The organism is Halospeciosus flavus, assembly GCF_029814175.1.
GTDB classification, from domain to species: domain Archaea; phylum Halobacteriota; class Halobacteria; order Halobacteriales; family Halobacteriaceae; genus Halospeciosus; species Halospeciosus flavus.
This window is the reverse complement of the sequence record NZ_CP122312.1, coordinates 1-19,743: the sequence shown is the minus strand read 5'-3', so window position 1 is coordinate 19,743 and position 19,743 is coordinate 1. Positions and strand designations below refer to the sequence as shown.

Annotated in this window: 17 protein-coding genes and 3 pseudogenes; 9 read left to right on the top strand and 11 right to left on the bottom strand. The window is 64.0% G+C overall.

Annotation, left to right across the window (positions count from 1 at the left end):
* Nucleotides 1-3: 3 nt before the first annotated feature.
* The 4 genes from P0Y33_RS00100 to P0Y33_RS00085 are packed head-to-tail and all read right to left on the bottom strand — an operon-like array spanning nt 4 to nt 5,564.
* The gene (locus P0Y33_RS00100; protein WP_279528550.1) at nt 4-2,238 is read right to left on the bottom strand and encodes a TrmB family transcriptional regulator; all 2,235 of its coding nucleotides are present in this window, start codon (nt 2,236-2,238) and stop codon (nt 4-6) included.
* Nucleotides 2,239-2,269: 31 nt separating this feature from the next.
* Nucleotides 2,270-3,124, bottom strand: coding sequence for a carbohydrate ABC transporter permease (locus P0Y33_RS00095; protein ID WP_279528549.1), 855 nt, complete (start codon nt 3,122-3,124; stop codon nt 2,270-2,272).
* A complete protein-coding gene (locus tag P0Y33_RS00090; RefSeq protein ID WP_279528548.1) occupies nt 3,117-4,061 on the bottom strand; it encodes a carbohydrate ABC transporter permease in 945 nt (314 codons plus the stop codon). Before P0Y33_RS00090 ends, P0Y33_RS00095 begins: the two co-directional genes overlap by 8 nt.
* A 45-nt stretch (nt 4,062-4,106) precedes the next feature.
* Entirely contained in the window at nt 4,107-5,564 is a 1,458-nt protein-coding gene (locus P0Y33_RS00085) for an extracellular solute-binding protein (RefSeq protein WP_279528547.1), read from the bottom strand.
* Between the two features lie 207 nt (nt 5,565-5,771).
* Here P0Y33_RS00085 and P0Y33_RS00080 point away from each other — a divergent pair, with 207 nt between their 5' ends.
* The 4 genes from P0Y33_RS00080 to P0Y33_RS19055 all read left to right on the top strand — a co-directional run bounded on the left by P0Y33_RS00080 (nt 5,772) and on the right by P0Y33_RS19055 (nt 8,159).
* Nucleotides 5,772-6,803: an NAD(P)-dependent alcohol dehydrogenase gene (locus P0Y33_RS00080; RefSeq protein WP_279528537.1), complete on the top strand. Its 1,032-nt coding sequence runs from the start codon at nt 5,772-5,774 to the stop codon at nt 6,801-6,803.
* A gap of 141 nt (nt 6,804-6,944) precedes the next feature.
* Nucleotides 6,945-7,145, top strand: a complete 201-nt coding sequence (locus P0Y33_RS00075) for a helix-turn-helix domain-containing protein (RefSeq protein ID WP_279528546.1) — start codon at nt 6,945-6,947, stop codon at nt 7,143-7,145.
* Nucleotides 7,142-7,711: an IclR family transcriptional regulator gene (locus tag P0Y33_RS00070; RefSeq protein ID WP_456071252.1), complete on the top strand. Its 570-nt coding sequence runs from the start codon at nt 7,142-7,144 to the stop codon at nt 7,709-7,711. The genes P0Y33_RS00075 and P0Y33_RS00070 overlap by 4 nt, the downstream gene beginning before the upstream one ends.
* Before the next feature lie 52 nt (nt 7,712-7,763).
* Nucleotides 7,764-8,159 (top strand): histidinol dehydrogenase, encoded by a 396-nt coding sequence (locus tag P0Y33_RS19055; protein WP_382216262.1) that lies wholly within the window; start codon nt 7,764-7,766, stop codon nt 8,157-8,159.
* Here P0Y33_RS19055 and P0Y33_RS00060 read toward each other — a convergent pair.
* A pseudogene (locus P0Y33_RS00060) lies at nt 8,063-8,515 on the bottom strand (helix-turn-helix transcriptional regulator); the annotation flags it as partial. The gene P0Y33_RS19055 and the pseudogene P0Y33_RS00060 overlap by 97 nt on opposite strands.
* Before the next feature lie 234 nt (nt 8,516-8,749).
* Between P0Y33_RS00060 and P0Y33_RS00055 the strand changes: the two are divergent.
* Together P0Y33_RS00055 and P0Y33_RS00050 are read left to right on the top strand one after the other, a co-directional pair.
* Nucleotides 8,750-9,726 (top strand): annotated as a pseudogene (locus P0Y33_RS00055) (DMT family transporter).
* A 101-nt stretch (nt 9,727-9,827) separates the two neighbouring features.
* Nucleotides 9,828-10,565, top strand: a complete 738-nt coding sequence (locus P0Y33_RS00050) for a sporulation protein (RefSeq protein ID WP_279528543.1) — start codon at nt 9,828-9,830, stop codon at nt 10,563-10,565.
* A 56-nt stretch (nt 10,566-10,621) separates the two neighbouring features.
* Here the strand turns inward: P0Y33_RS00050 and P0Y33_RS00045 are convergent, their stop codons facing one another.
* The 6 genes from P0Y33_RS00045 to P0Y33_RS00020 form a co-directional block, all read right to left on the bottom strand.
* Nucleotides 10,622-11,185, bottom strand: a complete 564-nt coding sequence (locus P0Y33_RS00045) for a hypothetical protein (protein WP_279528542.1) — start codon at nt 11,183-11,185, stop codon at nt 10,622-10,624.
* A gap of 4 nt (nt 11,186-11,189) precedes the next feature.
* A complete protein-coding gene (locus P0Y33_RS00040; protein ID WP_279528541.1) occupies nt 11,190-12,755 on the bottom strand; it encodes a sodium:solute symporter family protein in 1,566 nt (521 codons plus the stop codon).
* Nucleotides 12,745-12,897 (bottom strand): hypothetical protein, encoded by a 153-nt coding sequence (locus P0Y33_RS00035; RefSeq protein ID WP_279528540.1) that lies wholly within the window; start codon nt 12,895-12,897, stop codon nt 12,745-12,747. Before P0Y33_RS00035 ends, P0Y33_RS00040 begins: the two co-directional genes overlap by 11 nt.
* Nucleotides 12,898-12,935: 38 nt before the next feature.
* Nucleotides 12,936-14,252, bottom strand: a complete 1,317-nt coding sequence (gene hisD / locus P0Y33_RS00030; RefSeq protein WP_279528539.1) for a histidinol dehydrogenase — start codon at nt 14,250-14,252, stop codon at nt 12,936-12,938.
* 52 nt (nt 14,253-14,304) lie between these two features.
* Nucleotides 14,305-15,072, bottom strand: a complete 768-nt coding sequence (locus tag P0Y33_RS00025) for an IclR family transcriptional regulator (protein ID WP_279528538.1) — start codon at nt 15,070-15,072, stop codon at nt 14,305-14,307.
* A gap of 141 nt (nt 15,073-15,213) precedes the next feature.
* Complete coding sequence (locus P0Y33_RS00020) at nt 15,214-16,245, bottom strand: NAD(P)-dependent alcohol dehydrogenase (protein WP_279528537.1); 1,032 nt, start codon at nt 16,243-16,245, stop codon at nt 15,214-15,216.
* A 207-nt stretch (nt 16,246-16,452) separates the two neighbouring features.
* Here P0Y33_RS00020 and P0Y33_RS00015 point away from each other — a divergent pair.
* The 3 genes and pseudogenes from P0Y33_RS00015 to P0Y33_RS00005 form a co-directional block, all read left to right on the top strand.
* Nucleotides 16,453-17,633 (top strand): annotated as a pseudogene (locus tag P0Y33_RS00015) (extracellular solute-binding protein); the annotation flags it as partial.
* A gap of 932 nt (nt 17,634-18,565) precedes the next feature.
* A complete protein-coding gene (locus tag P0Y33_RS00010; protein WP_279530134.1) occupies nt 18,566-18,892 on the top strand; it encodes a carbohydrate ABC transporter permease in 327 nt (108 codons plus the stop codon).
* Nucleotides 18,885-19,736 carry a carbohydrate ABC transporter permease gene (locus P0Y33_RS00005; RefSeq protein WP_279528535.1) on the top strand — a complete coding sequence of 284 codons (852 nt, stop codon included), beginning with the start codon at nt 18,885-18,887 and terminating at the stop codon, nt 19,734-19,736. The genes P0Y33_RS00010 and P0Y33_RS00005 overlap by 8 nt, the downstream gene beginning before the upstream one ends.
* Nucleotides 19,737-19,743: the final 7 nt, after the last annotated feature.

The window sequence follows — 19,743 nt, the reverse complement described above, 5'->3', positions numbered from 1 at the left end:
TCGTTAGTCGAGCTTGGTTTCGTACTCCGAGACGAAGGTCCGGAGCTGGTCGTACGTCGGTGGCTCACCGTGACGGACGAAGTGGCCCGCGAGCGCGTTGCCCAGGACGAGCGACGCGCCGTCGCCGAGATCGAGGTGCTGTGCGAGGACGAGTCCGGCGTTGAAGTGGTCCCCCGCGGAGGTCGTCAGTTCGGGGTCGTCGACCCGCGGGACGACGGACCGGAACGTGCCGTCGGGACCGCAGACGGCGGATTCGGTGGGAGAGTGCCCGACGAACCGGGTCACACCGAGTGCGTCTCGCGCGTCTTCGACGGTGTCGACGAGCGGCCGTTCGTCGCCGGTCGACGACCCGAGGTCGGCGAAGACGCCGGTCTCCCCTCGGTTCGCGCTCACCGTGACGGGGGCGCAGTCGTCGAGTCGTTCGAGCGCCGGCGCACCCTCGGCAAGGAGGTCGGTCGAGAGTTGCCGCACGTCGGCCGGGTCGACGAAGATGCGGTCCGGTGGGTCGTCGAGGAGGGGCCAGAGTTCCTCTCGAATCCCGTCCCAGACCGTCGGCATCGAGGGGGCGCTGGCCCAGTAGCCGATGCCGAGGACCGTCGAACCGTCGACGGCGTCGGCGAGCATCTCCAGACCGATCTCCCCGCGGAGTGTCGCCCAGTCGAGTGAAGGGAGGTCGCCGGTCTCCTGGAGCATGAGCTTTCCGTCGTTGAACTCGACGGCGTCGGTGATCGTCGGCGCGCCGTAGGAGAAGACGTCGTACTCCCCGAACTCCTCGAGGAAGACGTCCTCGATCGGCTTCCCGAACGCGCCGACGAGCGTCGGCGCGTAGTCGAATCGGCCGAACGCACGCGAGAGGTGCGAGGTGTGCCCGCCACACCGGAGATCCGTCTGAATCCACTCGTTCGTGAACGAGGTGTCGCTCGCGGCCGACCGGCTGAGGCGGTCTCCGAACGTCTGGAGTTCGTCGAGTTGGTCGTACGAATCGGACCCCTGTCGCGTGTCGACCATTTCCCGGACTCGGTCGACGAAGCCGTCGAACCCGAAGACCGGTTCGATCGTGACCCCGTCGAGCGTCTCGGGGAGCGCCGTTCGACACGACTCGAGGTGGCGGGCCGTCTCGTCGTCCATCTGGTTCCCGACACGACGGTCCTCGTGCAGTTCGATGGTGATGCGACGCGCCTCGTAGTCCTCCAGGGTGGCCTTCCACCCGCCGACCGTCACGACTCCCTCGCCGTTCACGTCGAGTTGCATGTACGCACGTCGGTCGAACGGCGAGTAGTGGTACCCGACGAGCGTCCCGCGCTTGGTCACCTCCTCGCGGGACTCGACGTCGTGGCCCTCGAACTCGACCCGGAACGAGCGCAACGGGTGTGTCTCGGTCGCTTCGCGCAGGTCGATGAGACAGTTCCGCATCCGGAGGTAGCGCTCTGGGTACGTCGGGTCCGTATCGCGGTTCGCGACCGGTTTCGTGAGCGGCCAGATCGACTCGTCCAGGAAGCGGTCGAGCGTGAACGCCAACTCGGGGTTTGTGATGCGGTACCCCTGCTGGTCGCTCGTCATCCGTGTCTCGTCGACGTCGGTCCAGAAGATGGCACTCCGCCGGTCGGCCGTCAAGAGAAACTCCTCGTTGGACTTGATCCCACGGATACGGTCGGCGACGTCGAGGTACTGTTCGTCTATGGTGACCGCGTCCTCGCCGATCTGCGCTTCGGGGAGGTTCGAGATGACGAGCAGTACCCGGGCACCCCGCTCTCTCACCGCGCGGATGTCCGTCGCGAACGTGTCGAGTTCGGAGAACGGTATCGTGAGATAGACGCTCTCCTCGGCCTCGTCGAGGACTTCGCGGACGTGCTTCTCGATCGACGCGCGGCTCTTGAAGAGGCTGATACCGCCCTCGATCTCTTCGACGCGTTCGTAGAGCGACTCGAGTTCGTCCTCGGCCCGGTGGAGTCTGTCGATGAGTGGCTCGATCGTCTCGGCCGGGTCGACGGCGTAGGCCTTCTTCGGGTACTCGTCGACGATCTCGACGAACCCGTCCGAGCGGAGGCCGTCGACGACGTCGTACACTCGCTGTTTCGGGACGCCCGAGTGGTCGGCGATCTCCGTCATCGACTGCTTGCCGTACTGGACCAGCGCGAGGTACACGTCGGCTTCCGAACTCGACATACCGACGTTCTCGGTGAGCGTCTCTCTGAGCCCCGAGTGGCCGAAGGCGCCCTGTGTGTTCAGTTCGCTCATCGTCCTGACACCGTTCGATGGCTGGGGCGGGTCACTGCTTCATCGCCCCCATGGTCAGCCCGCTCACGAGGTAGTTCTTCACGATCATGCCGAAGAGGACCATCGGGAGGAGGATGACGACGCCGATGGCCATCACCTGCCCCCACAGGGTCCCGGTCTGGGTCACGAGCTGGGCGGCCGCGACCGGGATCGTCTGGGTCTCGCTGTTCGTGAAGATCAGCGCGAACAGGAAGTCGTTCCACGCGAAGACGATGGAGATGATCGCCGTCGCGCCCATCCCCGGGAGGACGAGCGGGAGTGCGACCTTGTAGAACGCCTGCCACCGCGTCGCGCCGTCTATCTGTGCGGCCTCTTCGAGTTCCTCGGGAATCTCGTCGAAGAACGACCGCATCAGCCAGATGGCGAACGGGAGGTTGAACGTGGTGTACGCGATGATCAGCCCGAGGTAGGTGTTCAACAACCCGAGGAAGTTGTAGATGAAGAACAGGGGGACGATGACGACCGCGATCGGCGCCATTCGCGTCGAGATGATCCAGAACGCGAGGTGCTTCTTGCCGGACATCTCGATGCGCGAGAGTCCGTACCCCCCGAGTGTCCCGAGTGACACCGCGATGACGGCGCTCGACACCGAGACGATCGCGCTGTTCATGAGGTACTTCGTCAGCGGATTCGCGCCGAACAGCAACTCCTGGTAGTAGCGGAGTGTCGGGTCGAAGATGAGGTCCGGCGGCATCGTGAACATGCTCGTCCGGATCTTCAGCGACGAGATGAGCATCCAGACGATGGGGACGAGCGTCCACAGTGCGAACAGCACGAGGATCGCGTAGGGTGCGATCTGCTGTATCCTGTCCTGGAACGACGTCTGGTGGGCGACTGCGTTACTCATTGTCGCCAGCACCTCCCATGATCGTCTCGACGAAGAACATTCCGAGGAGGACGGTCACGACGAGCATCCCGACGCCGAGTGCGGACCCGTAGCCGAGATTGTAGAAGCGAAGCGACTGTTCGTAGACGAAGAAGCCGATGATCTTCGTCGCGTTCGCCGGGCCGCCGCCGGTCGTGATGAAGATTTTCGTGAAGTACCGCATCAGGTCCATCGACCGGAGCAACAGCGCGATGGCCAGCGCCGGCTTGAGCATCGGCAGCGTGATGTGCCAGAACTCTTGGAGTACGTTGGCGCCGTCGACGCGTGCGGCCTCGTACAGCTGTGCGGGGATGGACTTCAAACCGGCGAGGACGATGAGGACCACCAGCGGCGTCCACTCCCACGTGTCCATCACGATGACTGCGGCCATCGCACCGACACTGTCGCCGAGAATTGGCTCGTTGACGAAGAGCCCGAGCTGATTCAACATCCAAGAGTACAGCCCGAAACTCGGGTTCAGGAGGAACTGCCAGAGGAGTCCGACGACGACCGGCGCGATCATCATCGGCATGATGATGACGCTCGTCAGGACGTTCTCGCCGCGGGAGACCCGGTCAAGCATCGTCGCGATGAGCGTTCCGAGCGTAATCTGGAGGGTGAGCGACCCACCGACGTAGACGACGGTGGCGTACCAAGAGTGCGCGACCGTCCCGTTGAACATCTGCCGGTAGTTCTGGAGTCCGATGAACGTCGGATTGTGGCCCGGCAGGAAGTTGATCTCCATGACCGACATCCAGAGGATGACGGCGAGGGGGGCGATACTGAGGATTCCCAGGACGAGGAGTGACGGAATCAGGAGCAGTGTCTCGAAGGACACCGGGACCGATTCCAGATACCCCGAACTGGTGTCGGGTTCTTTCCCGACGTGTATCTCTTCGTGATCGTGTTGCAGTGACATGGTTGTCGTGACGGGTCGGAATCGAGGTGCCGAAAGCGTGGGGGGTTACTGCAGGGTCTGTTTCCAGCTGCTATCGATGGACTGCATCGCTGCTTTCGGCGACTTCTTGTCGTTGATCATCTTCGAGACCTCCGTGTAGAGGATCTTGTCGAGTTCCGGCCACTGCGGGATGTGCGGACGGAGACCGACGTTGCTGTCCTTCCACGCCTCCCGGACGGGGGGAACGACGTTCGGGTACTGGCTCTCCTCCGAGGACGCCTGGGCGGCCTGCTTGACCTCCTCCATGTTGTAGACCGAGTTCCGCGTCGGCGTCCCGCCGGTCTTCTTCAGGATACGGAGCTGAATCTCGGGCGACGTTGCCCAGGTGATGAACTTCCAGGCGGCTTTCTTCTCGGCGTCACTCGCGAACTTGTTGATGCCGATACCGGACCCGCCGTAGATGTTGGCGCTCCGCTTGTCCCCCTGCGGGAGCAGCGACCAGGAGACCTTGTCGGCGACCTGGCTCTGGTCCGGGTTCGTGAACATCGCGTTGAACTCGTGCCACTCGGGGCACATCGCGATCTTCCCCTGTGCGAAGGCCTGACCGACACCCGACCACGTCCAGGTCGTCGACCCCGGGTGGGCGATGTCGATGAGGTTCTTGTAGAACTCCGCGGCCCCGACGCCGGTCTCCGCGAAGGTCGGCGTGATCTTGTCCGATTTGGGGACCTCGTCGCCGGGCTTCCCGTTGTACCCAGTGAAGTCCTCGGCGCCGTGGGCCCAGAACACGTTGTGGAAGTCACACTGTAGCGAGTCGTGTTGCTTCGCCTGGTGACCGGTCCCGTAGGGGACTTCGTCGACGTTCTCGTTCATCCACTTCGCCATCTCGAAGTACTCCTGCCACGTCCGCTCCGGACCTGGCTCGAACGGGAACCCGAGGTCCTTCTCGGCCTGCTCTTTGTACTTGTTGATGATGTCGTCGCGGTACACCCACATCATCGTCGGACAGTCGTAGGGGAACGCACGGAGGCGGCCGTCACCGTACCGACCACACGCGTCCAGATGACTGTCGATGAAGTCGTTGACGCCCTTCGGGACGTCTGCCCAGTCGTCGGAGTTGATGAACGGGTCGAGCGACTGGATGTAGGGGTAGTACTTCGCGCCGACGACGTACGGGTCGACGTAGAACGCCTGATAGTTCCCCGACTTGCTCGTCAGGTCGGACGCGATTTTCTCCGAGTAGTTGTTGAACGGGACCAGGGTCATGTTGACCGTGATTCCCGTCTGCTTCTGGAACTCGTCGACGATTCCCTTGATCGCGACCGACGGCGGCGTCGACTCGGAGATGAAGTTGATCTCCGAGGCTGGTTCGACGTCCTTCGGCGGCGTCGTGGTCTCGCCACCGCCGCCGCCACTGGAACAGCCCGCGATGCTCGCGACTCCGGCCGCGCCCGTCGCAGCCAGGAACCCGCGTCGTTTGGTAGTCGGCCCGTCGTTCGACGTATGCCCGTTGTCGTCTCCCATGGTATTTCGGCCCACTCAGGAATAATCATGTGTGTTAATAAATCTTCCTTACGATTGTTGATAGTACTGTCACGGAGTGAGCGGCCGGTTTCGGCGAACCGTCGAGCAGTCCGGTGATTCGGTCTCACGACCGTCTCCGCGTCGGTTCGACCGTGCCGCCGACGGCCGACCGACACGCTTTTGTCGTGATGTTTGTTCGCACCAACCATGCAGACTGCAGTGTTGACCGACGTCGAGGAGTTCGAAGTCCGGGAGCGAGCGCGGCCGGAACCGGCCGCCGAGGAGGTGCTCGTCGCCATCCGCGACGTCGGAATCTGTGGCTCCGACGTCCACTACTACGAACACGGTCGCATCGGCGACTACGTCGTGGAAGGTCCGCTGGTGCTCGGCCACGAGAGCGCCGGCGAGGTCGTCGCGACCGGCGAGGACGTCGACTCGGTGTCGGTCGGCGCGCGCGTCACACTGGAACCGGGCATCCCGTGTCGACAGTGCGCGCACTGCAAGCGCGGGGAGTACCACCTCTGCGAGGAAGTCGAATTCATGGCGACGCCGCCGCACGACGGGGCGTTCGCCGAGTACGTCGCGTGGCCGGCCGACTTCGTCTACGAACTCCCCGAGTCCGTCTCGACGCGCGAGGGCGCACTGTGCGAACCGCTCAGCGTCGGCATCCACGCTTGCCGTCGCGGCGACGTCGACGTCGGTGACACCGTCTTCGTCACGGGTGCCGGTCCCATCGGTCTACTCGTGATGGAGGCCGCACGCGCGATGGGCGCGACGGACGTCCTCGTGACCGACGTCGTCGAGTCGAAACTCGACCGTGCCGAGGCACGCGGGGCCGACCTGACCATCGACGTCACGCAGACCGACCTCGCGACCGCCGTCGACGAGTACACCGACGGCGTCGGTGCGGACGTCGTCGTCGAGGCGTCGGGCGCGAAACCCTCGATCAAATCGACGCTCGACGGCGTCCGGCGCGGTGGCACCGTCGTCCTCGTCGGCCTCGCGGACGAGGCCGAGGTCCCCATCGACGTCCTCGACGTCATCGACAACGAACTCGACGTCCACGGGTCGTTCCGGTACGCGAACACCTACGACGCGGCGGTCGACCTCCTCGCGGACGGCACCGTCGACGTCGAGGGAATCGTCGACTTCGAGAGTTCGCTCGACGACATCGACGCCGCCTTCCGCCGGTCGATGGAACCCGACACGGTCAAGGGCGTGATCACGATGGAGGACTGAGATCGTCGAATCCACTATTTCTGGACTCGGTGTTGGGAAATTATCCGAGTGTCGCCCCGAAACGCCTCCGTCGTGGCTGAGTCGTTCCACCGATAGTGGAATTCGAAATGTGGAAGGGGACCGACCGTTTTCGGGAGAGACATGAGCAACCGTGGGCAGGGTGTCCGCACGACGCACACCGTCTTCAGCGTCGTCGAGGCACTCGACCAGGAGGGTGGCGCCACGGCGACGGCGGTCGCCGACAGCCTCGACATCTCGAAGAGTAACGCCTACGACCACCTCTCGACGCTCCAGGAACTCGACTACGTCGTCAAGGACGGCGACCGCTACCAGCTGGGCTGAAGTTCCTGAAACACGGCGTCCGGGCCAAGCAGAAACTCGACTTCGCCGACCACCTCGAGTCCGCGCTCGAAGCGCTCGCGGAGGAGACCGGCGAGATGGCCTGGTTCGTCGTCGAAGAGCACGGACAGGCCGTCTACGTCGAGAAGGCACTCGGGGAGGACGCCATCCAACCGTACGGCCGCGTCGGCAAGCGCGTCGACCTCCACGACATCGCGGCCGGCAAGGCCATCCTCTCGGAACTCCCGCGGCGGCGCGTCCACGAAATCGTCGACGAACACGGACTCACGCGCCACACCGAACACACGATCACCAGTCTCGACCGTCTCTTCGAGGAGTTAGACACGGTTCGAGAACAGGGATACGCCACGAACGAGAACGAGACGTTCGAGGGATTTCGCGCCGTCGCGAGTCCGGTGTCGCCGGAAGGGGACTTACAGGGCGCCGTCGTCATCTCTGGTCCACAAACACGCTTCGAGGGGGAGCGATTCCAGTCGGAACTCCCGGCTATCGTGTCACGCGTCGCGAACGAATTGGAGCTCGAAATCCTCTCACAGAACAACCGATAGAGCCTTTCTCCTTGCCGAATCTTTTAGTTACAGGCCGAGAGTGTCACGTTCGATGTCAGACGTTACCTACCTGAAAGAGGCAGAGGATGCCTCACTCGAGATCGACCAGGAAGTGACCGAGGCGGTCCGGGAGATCCTCGACGACGTTCGCGAGAACGGCGACGACGCGCTCCACCGTCTCACCCAGAAGTTCGACGACATCGAACGCGAAGAGATCCAGGTCTCCGAAGAAGAGATCGAACAGGCTCACGAGGCGCTGACGGAGGACGAACGCGCGGCCATCGACAACACGATCGAGAACGTCCGCGAGTTCCACGAGGAGCAGCTCCAGCACGTCGAGGGCTTCGAGAAGGAGTGCTCGTTGAACGCGTGCGAGAACACGCGGACCTCCTCGGCGTCGCGCAGGAGGTCGAGGACGCGCTGTACTGGAGCGTTCGGCCGGGTCTGACTCGGCGTCGTGATGGTCGCGTCCGCGAGGTGCCGGAGGTCGAAGTCCAGGGCGTCGGCCGGCAGGTACTCCACGACATCGCGGAGTTTCGACTCGACCTCGAAGATGTCGAGGAGGTCCGTGAACCCGTCAGCGACCAACGTTCCGGTCGGGGTCGCGACGTACTCACCGTTCGTCCGTTCGATCCAGGAACGCTCCTCGAAGTCCTGGAGGATGCGCCCGATCGTCGCCTGCGAGGCGTCGGTCGCCGCCGCGAGTTCGCGACGTGTCCGTGGCTCCGCCGCGAGGAGTCTGAGCACCTCGACCCGGTTGGGCGAGAGCGCGAGAAACTCGATCTCTTCCAGTTCCGCTTCCATACCGGTGCTGGTAGCCGACGCGGGAAAACGGTTTTCGTCCGTCGAAAATTTTTCACGGGGTGCAATCACCCAGTGCCGTCCCGGATTTTACCGGGGTCAGCATTTTTCTTACCGCGAAAAATTTCTTGAACGGAACTATATGGCCGACACGCCTAGTGGAGAGTAAGATGACTCTCACTCTCGAGACGGCGGTCGCACTCGACCGCCACGGACGCGACGAGGTGACTCGGTAAGATGGTCGGCCGTCGCACGATTGCGCTCTTCGTGGCGACGAGTCTCCTCTTCGGAGGGACGTTCGTCGCGACGAAGGCGGGCCTCGATTACTTCCCGCCGCTCCTGTTCGTCGCACTCCGCTACGACGTCGCGACCGTCGCCATCGCGCTCTACGCGGCCTACGCGGTCCCACGGCGACAACTCCTCCCGCGGACGGCCGGAGACGTCGCCAGTATCCTCGCGACCGGCGTCTTCGCCATCGGACTGACGAACGCGTTACTGTTCGTCGGCCAGCAGTACACGACCAGCGCGGTCGGGTCGATCATGTTCAGCCTCAACCCGATCCTGACTCCGGTGTTCGCCGGACTCCTGCTCGCCGACGAGCGCCTCTCCTCGCGGGAGGCCAGCGGGATGGCGCTCGCACTCCTCGGCGTCGTCCTCGTCGTGAATCCCGACCCGGGAACCTCACCGGCGGTCTCGTCGGCAAGTCCATCCTGTTCGCCGGTGCGGTGAGTGGCGCGCTCGGGAGCGTCCTCGTTCGGCGGGCCGACAGTAGTCTGTCGAGCACCGCTCGGACCGCCTGGGCACTCCCCATCGCAGCGGTTCTCACGCACGGCCTGAGTTGGTGGCGCGGCGAGTCGGCCGCGAACGTCGTCTGGACGTCGGAAGCCCTCCTCGCCCTCGCGTACGTCGGCCTCTTCGCCGGTGCCGTCGCCTACGTCGCCTACTTCGGACTCATCGACGAGACCGGGGCGATTCGGGCGAACCTCGCGTTCTACGTCGTCCCGGTCGTCGCGAGCCTCGGTGGCTGGGCGCTCCTCGGTGAGACGATTTCGACGCTCGCCATCGCGGGCTTCCTGACGATCCTCACCGGGTTCGTCGTCCTCGGGAGTGACTCCATCGACGTCCGTGACACCGTCCCGTTCCTCGGAGGCCAGAACAGGAAGGAGCCCGCGACGTCGGTCCGGGAGCACTCGAAGAAGCCCGGCCAGTCCTGAGCGGGGAGGCTCACAGTGGCTCGGGCGGAGTCGGGGTGAAACGTAGTGAGATTCAGGGCAAAGATTCAACTCGGCGCCTGGAGAGGTGTCGAGTGGACACCATGAAAAAGATCCTCGCGAGTATCGGTATCGGCAACGCGACCGTCGATACCGTCCTGCCCTCCACGACCGTCACGCCCGGCGAAACCGTCGAGGCCGAAGTACAGATCACCGGCGGCAACGCCGAACAGGACGTCGGCGCGATCCGCTTCGAACTGGAGACGCGGGCCAAGACCGACGACGGCTACACGGAAGTCGACATCGACCGCTTCACGCTCACCGAGTCGCTGACCATCGAACCCGACGCCGAGGAGACTCGGACGGTCGACATCGACGTTCCTTACGAGACGCCGGTCACCATCGGCAACACGCGCGTCTGGATCGAGACCGAACTCGACATCGAACGTGCCGTCGACCCAGAAGACACCGACTACCTCGACGTCCAACCGACGCCGCGTCTCCAGGCCGTCTTCGACGCGATGGACGAACTGGGCTTCTCGTTCCGGACGGCCGACTGCGAGTACGACCCCCACGGCCGCTACACGACCGGCCGGCCGTTCGTCCAGGAGTTCGAGTTCCGCCCGCAGTCCGGTCAGTTCGTCGACGACCTCGACGAGGTCGAACTCGTCGCCCGTCCGGACGCCGACGCGCTCACGCTGTTCGTCGAGGTCGACCGCCGCGGCGGACTGCTCTCGGAGTTAGCCGAGACGGACGAACGGAAGACGAGCACGACGATAGAGAGCACGGACGTCGCGACCGTCCGCGACCAACTCCAGTCGCTCGTCGAAGAGCACGTCTGAGCGCGAGAAATCCCCTCACGGGGTCGGAACGGAGACACAGTCCCGAACCGACCGCGTCAGCGGATCCGTCGGTACTGTTCGTCGATCGGCTGGTTCGTCCGAATCGGGTCGGCTGCCTTCGTGAGACCGTTCACCGCGTACGTGGAGTCCTCGAACTCGACGACCCAGTAGGGCGTGTACACCAACTCGACGTCGTCGAGGTCGAACTCCGGTTTCGAGAGGGGGCGGAACTTCCGGTTGACGTACTCGAACACCCAGTCGCGCCACTCGTCGTACACCCGGTCGTCGTCGACGTCCGGTTCGAGCACCGACTCGTCGTCGACTCGATGGCGTTCGCGCTCGGGGAGGTCGACGTCGATGGCCCCCGAGCGGGCGGTCATCCCGTCGACGCCGCCGAGGAACTTCTCGACGCGGTCGCCAGCGAACCGGCGCGGAATCGTCACGGTCGTGTACGCGATGTAGTTCGGGTAGTACAACCGCTGGACCCGCTCCGGTTCGGGACCGTTTCCGAACCACGACTGGAGCTGTCGCCACGCGTACCGCCACATCGACGTCGTCGCCGTCCGGTCGACGGCCGCTTCGCGGTCGAGGCGTGCCTCGATGGTCCGGATTTCGGTCACGGGTTCAGTCTCCGGAGGTGCCGTGTGCGTCTGAACCCGTCGATTCCTCGGAGCGCCGCGTCGAGAACACCTTGTTCAGGTGTTCCTCGGGGAGCGGTTCCGTGAACTTGCTGACGACGTACGTCAGCGCACAGGAGATCATGAACCCGATACCGGACGCGGCGAAGGGGTTCTGGTTGTAGGGGAACCAGCCCTCGTAGAGACCGAACCGTGGGCCGAGGTGGAGGACGAAGAACGTCAGGAAGCCCGCGACGAACGCCGTGATGGCGGCGGTCTTCGACGTCTCCTCGCGGAGCGTCCCGACGAGGTACGGCCCACCGTAGGAGGCGATGATGCCGCCGATGCCGACCCAGAGGAGGACGGCGAGGTACTCCGGTGGCGTCCTGACGGCGAGGATCGCGGCGACGGTCACGACCACCGTCGAGATCCGCGAGATCCAGAGCGCGCGCTGGTCGATGCGCGACTGGTCCGGTTGCTCGTCTTTCATCGGGACGTACGTCTTCCGGTAGAGGTCGTTCGCGAAGATCTGGGAGATGGCGATGATGAGTCCGTCCGCCGTCGAGACGATCGCGCTGAGGATCGCGACGCTGAGGAACGCCGCGACGACCGGCGGGAGCGTCTGCATGAAGAGGACGGGGAGGATGGCGTCGGGGTTCTGTACCTGGATGCCCATCGCACGGCCGACGATGCCGCCGAGGAACATCAGCGGGAGCGAGATCCCGATGACGGCGGACGCCAGCATGAACTTCTTCATGTACTGGGTGCTCTTGATCGCGAAGAACTTGTTCCCGAGGTGGGGCAGGGCGGTGAACCCGATGTGCGCGACGAGGAGCAAGAAGATCGCCCACCCGCTCGCGAACGTCGCGTTCTGGTCGCTGGTGTGGACGTCCCACTGCATCTGACTCGGGAGCGCCGCGTTGACGGCGACGGGGCCGCCCTCGATGCCCCAGCCGGTGACGAACATGAACGCGACGAGGGCGGTGATGGCGATCATGATGGCGCCCTGGACGCCGTCTGTCAGGATGTCCGCGTAGGTCCCACCGGCAGTGAGGTAGACGAGCAGGAGGCCACCGGCGAGCCAGATACCGACGTCGTAGTTGACGCCGAGGATCGTGTCGAAGAGCCACCCTGCGGCCGTGATCTGCGACATCACGTAGAACAGGAGGAACAGGGCGACGAGCGCCGCGAGCACCCGCAGGACGGGGCTCTGGTAGCGGTCGCCGAGGAAGTCCGGGACCGACTGCGAACCGAAGCGGTCACCGACCTTCTTCGTGATACGCGCGACGATCATCATTCCGATGTAGGCGCCGACGGGGTAGAGGATGGCGTAGTAGCCGACCTTGAACCCCATCCCGTAGGCCATACCGGGCATACCCATGAACGTCGACCCACTGGCGACCGTGGCGGCGTACGCGAGCGAGAGCATGAGGAAGCCGAACCCGCCGCGGGCCGTCGCGTAGTCGTCCTGGGAGTCGGTCTGCCGGTACCCCTTGTAGCCGAGTCCGATCATCAACACGAGGTAGCCGAGGAGGAACCCCCAGGCTAGGGTCGTGACGGAACTACTCGCCACGTGGCTCACCCCGGTTCGGACTACGTGTCTCCGCGCGATTCTCCTCCGCTTCGGCGAGGTAGTCCTCGATCTTCGTCAGCCACACCGCGACGAAGACGAAGTAACCGAGGACGACCACGGCAAGTACTTCGAGTACGTTCATCGTTGGGGAAATGAGTAGAGTCGTAGACCTGTGGGGAATCAGTCGCTGGGCTTGATCCGCTGGGCTTCCTCGGAGAGTTCGCTCTCGTCGTCGGGGAGACGGGCCTCTGCGGAGAGTTGGTGGGCGTGCGTGCCTTCGAGTTCGCAGATCTTCGCCGCCCACGGGGCGATCGTCGCGGCACCCTCCGCGGTGAGTTGCTGGTGAGTGAGCGTCTTGAGGTACGTCCCGACCGTGATGCCGCCGCTGTAGCGGGCGACTTCGAGCGTCGGGAGCGAGTGGTTGGTCCCGACGGCCTTGTCGCCGAAGACGACCGGCGAGTGGTCGCCGAGGAACATCGACCCGTAGTTGTAGAGGTCGTCCATCAGGTCGCGCGGGTTCTCCGTCATGACCTGGAGGTGCTCGATGGCGTAGTCGTTGGCCACATCGACGGCCGTGTCGACGTCGTCCGCGACGACGACCTCGCCGTTGTTGTCCCAGGACTCCCGGGCGGTATCCTCGGTCCGGAGCCGACCGAACTGCGCTTCGAGTTCTTCCTGGGTCTCCTCGGCGACGTCCCGACTCGTCGTGACGAGGATGGGTCGTGCCATCGGGTCGTGTTCGGCCTGCGCGAGCAGGTCGGTCGCGACGAGTTCGGGGTCGGCCGTCTCGTCGGCGAGGACGAGGACCTCCGAGGGACCGGCGAGGAAGTCGATACCGACGTGGCCGAACACCTGCCGCTTCGCCTCGACGGTGAAGATGTTGCCCGGCCCGACGATCTTGTCGACGCCGGTCACGGACTCCGTCCCGTAGGCCATCGAACCGATGGCCTGTGCGCCGCCGACGCAGTAGATACGGTCGGCCCCGGCCTGGTCCATCGCGTAGAGTTGGGCCGGCTGGATCGTTCCGTTCTCCTGGGGCGGCGCACACGCGACGACCTCCTCGACGCCCGCGACCTTCGCGGGAACGATGGACATCGCCGGCGCTGCGACGAGCGGGTGGCGGCCGCCGGGAACGTAGGCGCCGGCGGACTCGACCGGGACGACGCGCTGGCCGAGGTTGACGCCCTCCTCGAACTCCTTCTCGAAGCCCTCGACGTGCTGGAGCTGCTCCTCGTGGAACTCGCGGACGTTCTCGATCGTGTTGTCGATGGCCGCGCGTTCGTCCTCCGTCAGCGCCTCGTGAGCCTGTTCGATCTCTTCTTCGGAGACCTGGATCTCTTCGCGTTCGATGTCGTCGAACTTCTGGGTGAGACGGTGGAGCGCGTCGTCGCCGTTCTCGCGAACGTCGTCGAGGATCTCCCGGACCGCCTCGGTCACTTCCTGGTCGATCTCGAGTGAGGCATCCTCTGCCTCTTTCAGGTAGGTAACGTCTGACATCGAACGTGACACTCTCGGCCTGTAACTAAAAGATTCGGCAAGGAGAAAGGCTCTATCGGTTGTTCTGTGAGAGGATTTCGAGCTCCAATTCGTTCGCGACGCGTGACACGATAGCCGGGAGTTCCGACTGGAATCGCTCCCCCTCGAAGCGTGTTTGTGGACCAGAGATGACGACGGCGCCCTGTAAGTCCCCTTCCGGCGACACCGGACTCGCGACGGCGCGAAATCCCTCGAACGTCTCGTTCTCGTTCGTGGCGTATCCCTGTTCTCGAACCGTGTCTAACTCCTCGAAGAGACGGTCGAGACTGGTGATCGTGTGTTCGGTGTGGCGCGTGAGTCCGTGTTCGTCGACGATTTCGTGGACGCGCCGCCGCGGGAGTTCCGAGAGGATGGCCTTGCCGGCCGCGATGTCGTGGAGGTCGACGCGCTTGCCGACGCGGCCGTACGGTTGGATGGCGTCCTCCCCGAGTGCCTTCTCGACGTAGACGGCCTGTCCGTGCTCTTCGACGACGAACCAGGCCATCTCGCCGGTCTCCTCCGCGAGCGCTTCGAGCGCGGACTCGAGGTGGTCGGCGAAGTCGAGTTTCTGCTTGGCCCGGACGCCGTGTTTCAGGAACTTCAGCCCTAGCTGGTAGCGGTCGCCGTCCTTGACGACGTAGTCGAGTTCCTGGAGCGTCGAGAGGTGGTCGTAGGCGTTACTCTTCGAGATGTCGAGGCTGTCGGCGACCGCCGTCGCCGTGGCGCCACCCTCCTGGTCGAGTGCCTCGACGACGCTGAAGACGGTGTGCGTCGTGCGGACACCCTGCCCACGGTTGCTCATGTCTCTCCCGAAAACGGTCGGTCCCCTTCCACATTTCGAATTCCACTATCGGTGGAACGACTCAGCCACGACGGAGGCGTTTCGGGGCGACACTCGGATAATTTCCCAACACCGAGTCCAGAAATAGTGGATTCGACGATCTCAGTCCTCCATCGTGATCACGCCCTTGACCGTGTCGGGTTCCATCGACCGGCGGAAGGCGGCGTCGATGTCGTCGAGCGAACTCTCGAAGTCGACGATTCCCTCGACGTCGACGGTGCCGTCCGCGAGGAGGTCGACCGCCGCGTCGTAGGTGTTCGCGTACCGGAACGACCCGTGGACGTCGAGTTCGTTGTCGATGACGTCGAGGACGTCGATGGGGACCTCGGCCTCGTCCGCGAGGCCGACGAGGACGACGGTGCCACCGCGCCGGACGCCGTCGAGCGTCGATTTGATCGAGGGTTTCGCGCCCGACGCCTCGACGACGACGTCCGCACCGACGCCGTCGGTGTACTCGTCGACGGCGGTCGCGAGGTCGGTCTGCGTGACGTCGATGGTCAGGTCGGCCCCGCGTGCCTCGGCACGGTCGAGTTTCGACTCGACGACGTCGGTCACGAGGACGTCCGTCGCGCCCATCGCGCGTGCGGCCTCCATCACGAGTAGACCGATGGGACCGGCACCCGTGACGAAGACGGTGTCACCGACGTCGACGTCGCCGCGACGGCAAGCGTGGATGCCGACGCTGAGCGGTTCGCACAGTGCGCCCTCGCGCGTCGAGACGGACTCGGGGAGTTCGTAGACGAAGTCGGCCGGCCACGCGACGTACTCGGCGAACGCCCCGTCGTGCGGCGGCGTCGCCATGAATTCGACTTCCTCGCAGAGGTGGTACTCCCCGCGCTTGCAGTGCGCGCACTGTCGACACGGGATGCCCGGTTCCAGTGTGACGCGCGCGCCGACCGACACCGAGTCGACGTCCTCGCCGGTCGCGACGACCTCGCCGGCGCTCTCGTGGCCGAGCACCAGCGGACCTTCCACGACGTAGTCGCCGATGCGACCGTGTTCGTAGTAGTGGACGTCGGAGCCACAGATTCCGACGTCGCGGATGGCGACGAGCACCTCCTCGGCGGCCGGTTCCGGCCGCGCTCGCTCCCGGACTTCGAACTCCTCGACGTCGGTCAACACTGCAGTCTGCATGGTTGGTGCGAACAAACATCACGACAAAAGCGTGTCGGTCGGCCGTCGGCGGCACGGTCGAACCGACGCGGAGACGGTCGTGAGACCGAATCACCGGACTGCTCGACGGTTCGCCGAAACCGGCCGCTCACTCCGTGACAGTACTATCAACAATCGTAAGGAAGATTTATTAACACACATGATTATTCCTGAGTGGGCCGAAATACCATGGGAGACGACAACGGGCATACGTCGAACGACGGGCCGACTACCAAACGACGCGGGTTCCTGGCTGCGACGGGCGCGGCCGGAGTCGCGAGCATCGCGGGCTGTTCCAGTGGCGGCGGCGGTGGCGAGACCACGACGCCGCCGAAGGACGTCGAACCAGCCTCGGAGATCAACTTCATCTCCGAGTCGACGCCGCCGTCGGTCGCGATCAAGGGAATCGTCGACGAGTTCCAGAAGCAGACGGGAATCACGGTCAACATGACCCTGGTCCCGTTCAACAACTACTCGGAGAAAATCGCGTCCGACCTGACGAGCAAGTCGGGGAACTATCAGGCGTTCTACGTCGACCCGTACGTCGTCGGCGCGAAGTACTACCCCTACATCCAGTCGCTCGACCCGTTCATCAACTCCGACGACTGGGCAGACGTCCCGAAGGGCGTCAACGACTTCATCGACAGTCATCTGGACGCGTGTGGTCGGTACGGTGACGGCCGCCTCCGTGCGTTCCCCTACGACTGTCCGACGATGATGTGGGTGTACCGCGACGACATCATCAACAAGTACAAAGAGCAGGCCGAGAAGGACCTCGGGTTCCCGTTCGAGCCAGGTCCGGAGCGGACGTGGCAGGAGTACTTCGAGATGGCGAAGTGGATGAACGAGAACGTCGACGAAGTCCCCTACGGGACCGGTCACCAGGCGAAGCAACACGACTCGCTACAGTGTGACTTCCACAACGTGTTCTGGGCCCACGGCGCCGAGGACTTCACTGGGTACAACGGGAAGCCCGGCGACGAGGTCCCCAAATCGGACAAGATCACGCCGACCTTCGCGGAGACCGGCGTCGGGGCCGCGGAGTTCTACAAGAACCTCATCGACATCGCCCACCCTCGACGACCTGGACGTGGTCGGGTGTCGGTCAGGCCTTCGCACAGGGGAAGATCGCGATGTGCCCCGAGTGGCACGAGTTCAACGCGATGTTCACGAACCCGGACCAGAGCCAGGTCGCCGACAAGGTCTCCTGGTCGCTGCTCCCGCAGGGGGACAAGCGGAGCGCCAACATCTACGGCGGGTCCGGTATCGGCATCAACAAGTTCGCGAGTGACGCCGAGAAGAAAGCCGCCTGGAAGTTCATCACCTGGGCAACGTCGCCCGAGATTCAGCCTTGTATCCTGAAGAAGACCGGCGGGACGCCGACGCGGAACTCGGTCTACAACATGGAGGAGGTCAAGCAGGCCGCCCAGGCGTCCTCGGAGGAGAGCCAGTACCCGAACGTCGTTCCCCCGTCCGGGAGGCGTGGAAGGACAGCAACGTCGGTCTCCGTCCGCACATCCCGCAGTGGCCGGAACTCGACAAGATCCTCTACACGGAGGTCTCGAAGATGATCAACGACAAGAAGTCGCCGAAAGCAGCGATGCAGTCCATCGATAGCAAAGGAAACAGACCCTGCAGTAACCCCCACGCTTTCGGCACCTCGATTCCGACCCGTCACGACAACCATGTCACTGCAACACGATCACGAAGAGATACACGTCGGGAAAGAACCCGACACCAGTTCGGGGTATCTGGAATCGGTCCCGGTGTCCTTCGAGACACTGCTCCTGATTCCGTCACTCCTCGTCCTGGGAATCCTCAGTATCGCCCCTCGCCGTCATCCTCTGGATGTCGGTCATGGAGATCAACTTCCTGCCGGGCCACAATCCGACGTTCATCGGACTCCAGAACTACCGGCAGATGTTCAACGGGACGGTCGCGCACTCTTGGTACGCCACCGTCGTCTACGTCGGTGGGTCGCTCACCCTCCAGATTACGCTCGGAACGCTCATCGCGACGATGCTTGACCGGGTCTCCCGCGGCGAGAACGTCCTGACGAGCGTCATCATCATGCCGATGATGATCGCGCCGGTCGTCGTCGGACTCCTCTGGCAGTTCCTCCTGAACCCGAGTTTCGGGCTGTACTCTTGGATGTTGAATCAGCTCGGGCTCTTCGTCAACGAGCCAATTCTCGGCGACAGTGTCGGTGCGATGGCCGCAGTCATCGTGATGGACACGTGGGAGTGGACGCCGCTGGTGGTCCTCATCGTCCTCGCCGGTTTGAAGTCCATCCCCGCACAAGCTGTACGAGGCCGCACGCGTCGACGGCGCCAACGTACTCCAAGAGTTCTGGCACATCACGCTGCCGATGCTCAAGCCGGCGCTGGCCATCGCGCTGTTGCTCCGGTCGATGGACCTGATGCGGTACTTCACGAAAATCTTCATCACGACCGGCGGCGGCCCGGCGAACGCGACGAAGATCATCGGCTTCTTCGTCTACGAACAGTCGCTTCGCTTCTACAATCTCGGCTACGGGTCCGCACTCGGCGTCGGGATGCTCGTCGTGACCGTCCTCCTCGGAATGTTCTTCGTCGAGACGATCATGGGAGGTGCTGGCGACAATGAGTAACGCAGCCGCCCACCAGACGTCGTTCCAGGACAGGATACAGCAGATCGCACCCTACGCGATCCTCGTGCTGTTCGCACTGTGGACGCTCGTCCCCATCGTCTGGATGCTCATCTCGTCGCTGAAGATCCGGACGAGCATGTTCACGATGCCGCCGGACCTCATCTTCGACCCGACACTCCGCTACTACCAGGAGTTGCTGTTCGGCGCGAATCCGCTGACGAAGTACCTCATGAACAGCGCGATCGTCTCGGTGTCGAGCGCCGTCATCGCGGTGTCACTCGGGACACTCGGGGGTACGGACTCGCGCATCGAGATGTCCGGCAAGAAGCACCTCGCGTTCTGGATCATCTCGACGCGAATGGCGCCGATCGCGGTCGTCATCGTCCCCCTGTTCTTCATCTACAACTTCCTCGGGTTGTTGAACACCTACCTCGGGCTGATCATCGCGTACACCACGTTCAACCTCCCGTTCGCCATCTGGCTGATGCGGTCGTTCTTCGACGAGATTCCCGAGGAACTCGAAGAGGCCGCACAGATAGACGGCGCGACGCGGTGGCAGGCGTTCTACAAGGTCGCACTCCCGCTCGTCCTCCCGGGGATGGGCGCGACGGCGATCATCTCCATCGTCTTCGCGTGGAACGACTTCCTGTTCGCGCTGATCTTCACGAACAGCGAGACCCAGACGATCCCGGTCGCGGCCGCCCAGCTCGTGACCCAGACCGGGACCCTGTGGGGGCAGGTGATGGCCATCGGCGTCGTCATCCTCCTCCCGATGGTCCTCTTCGGCATGATCGTGAAGAACTACCTCGTGAGCGGGCTGACCATGGGGGCGATGAAGCAGTGACCCGCCC

Excerpts from the sequence above, each read along its gene's own strand:
- P0Y33_RS00005 (WP_279528535.1), top strand. The coding sequence starts at position 18,885 with ATGAGTAACGCAGCCGCCCACCAGACGTCGTTCCAGGACAGGATACAG.
- P0Y33_RS00080 (WP_279528537.1), top strand. The coding sequence starts at position 5,772 with ATGCAGACTGCAGTGTTGACCGACGTCGAGGAGTTCGAAGTCCGGGAG.
- P0Y33_RS19055 (WP_382216262.1), top strand. The coding sequence starts at position 7,764 with ATGTCAGACGTTACCTACCTGAAAGAGGCAGAGGATGCCTCACTCGAG.
- P0Y33_RS00025 (WP_279528538.1), bottom strand. The coding sequence starts at position 15,072 with ATGAGCAACCGTGGGCAGGGTGTCCGCACGACGCACACCGTCTTCAGC.
- P0Y33_RS00090 (WP_279528548.1), bottom strand. The coding sequence starts at position 4,061 with ATGTCACTGCAACACGATCACGAAGAGATACACGTCGGGAAAGAACCC.
- hisD (WP_279528539.1), bottom strand. The coding sequence starts at position 14,252 with ATGTCAGACGTTACCTACCTGAAAGAGGCAGAGGATGCCTCACTCGAG.
- P0Y33_RS00050 (WP_279528543.1), top strand. The coding sequence starts at position 9,828 with ATGAAAAAGATCCTCGCGAGTATCGGTATCGGCAACGCGACCGTCGAT.
- P0Y33_RS00085 (WP_279528547.1), bottom strand. The coding sequence starts at position 5,564 with ATGGGAGACGACAACGGGCATACGTCGAACGACGGGCCGACTACCAAA.
- P0Y33_RS00035 (WP_279528540.1), bottom strand. The coding sequence starts at position 12,897 with ATGAACGTACTCGAAGTACTTGCCGTGGTCGTCCTCGGTTACTTCGTC.
- P0Y33_RS00075 (WP_279528546.1), top strand. The coding sequence starts at position 6,945 with ATGAGCAACCGTGGGCAGGGTGTCCGCACGACGCACACCGTCTTCAGC.
- P0Y33_RS00095 (WP_279528549.1), bottom strand. The coding sequence starts at position 3,124 with ATGAGTAACGCAGTCGCCCACCAGACGTCGTTCCAGGACAGGATACAG.
- P0Y33_RS00020 (WP_279528537.1), bottom strand. The coding sequence starts at position 16,245 with ATGCAGACTGCAGTGTTGACCGACGTCGAGGAGTTCGAAGTCCGGGAG.
- P0Y33_RS00100 (WP_279528550.1), bottom strand. The coding sequence starts at position 2,238 with ATGAGCGAACTGAACACACAGGGCGCCTTCGGCCACTCGGGGCTCAGA.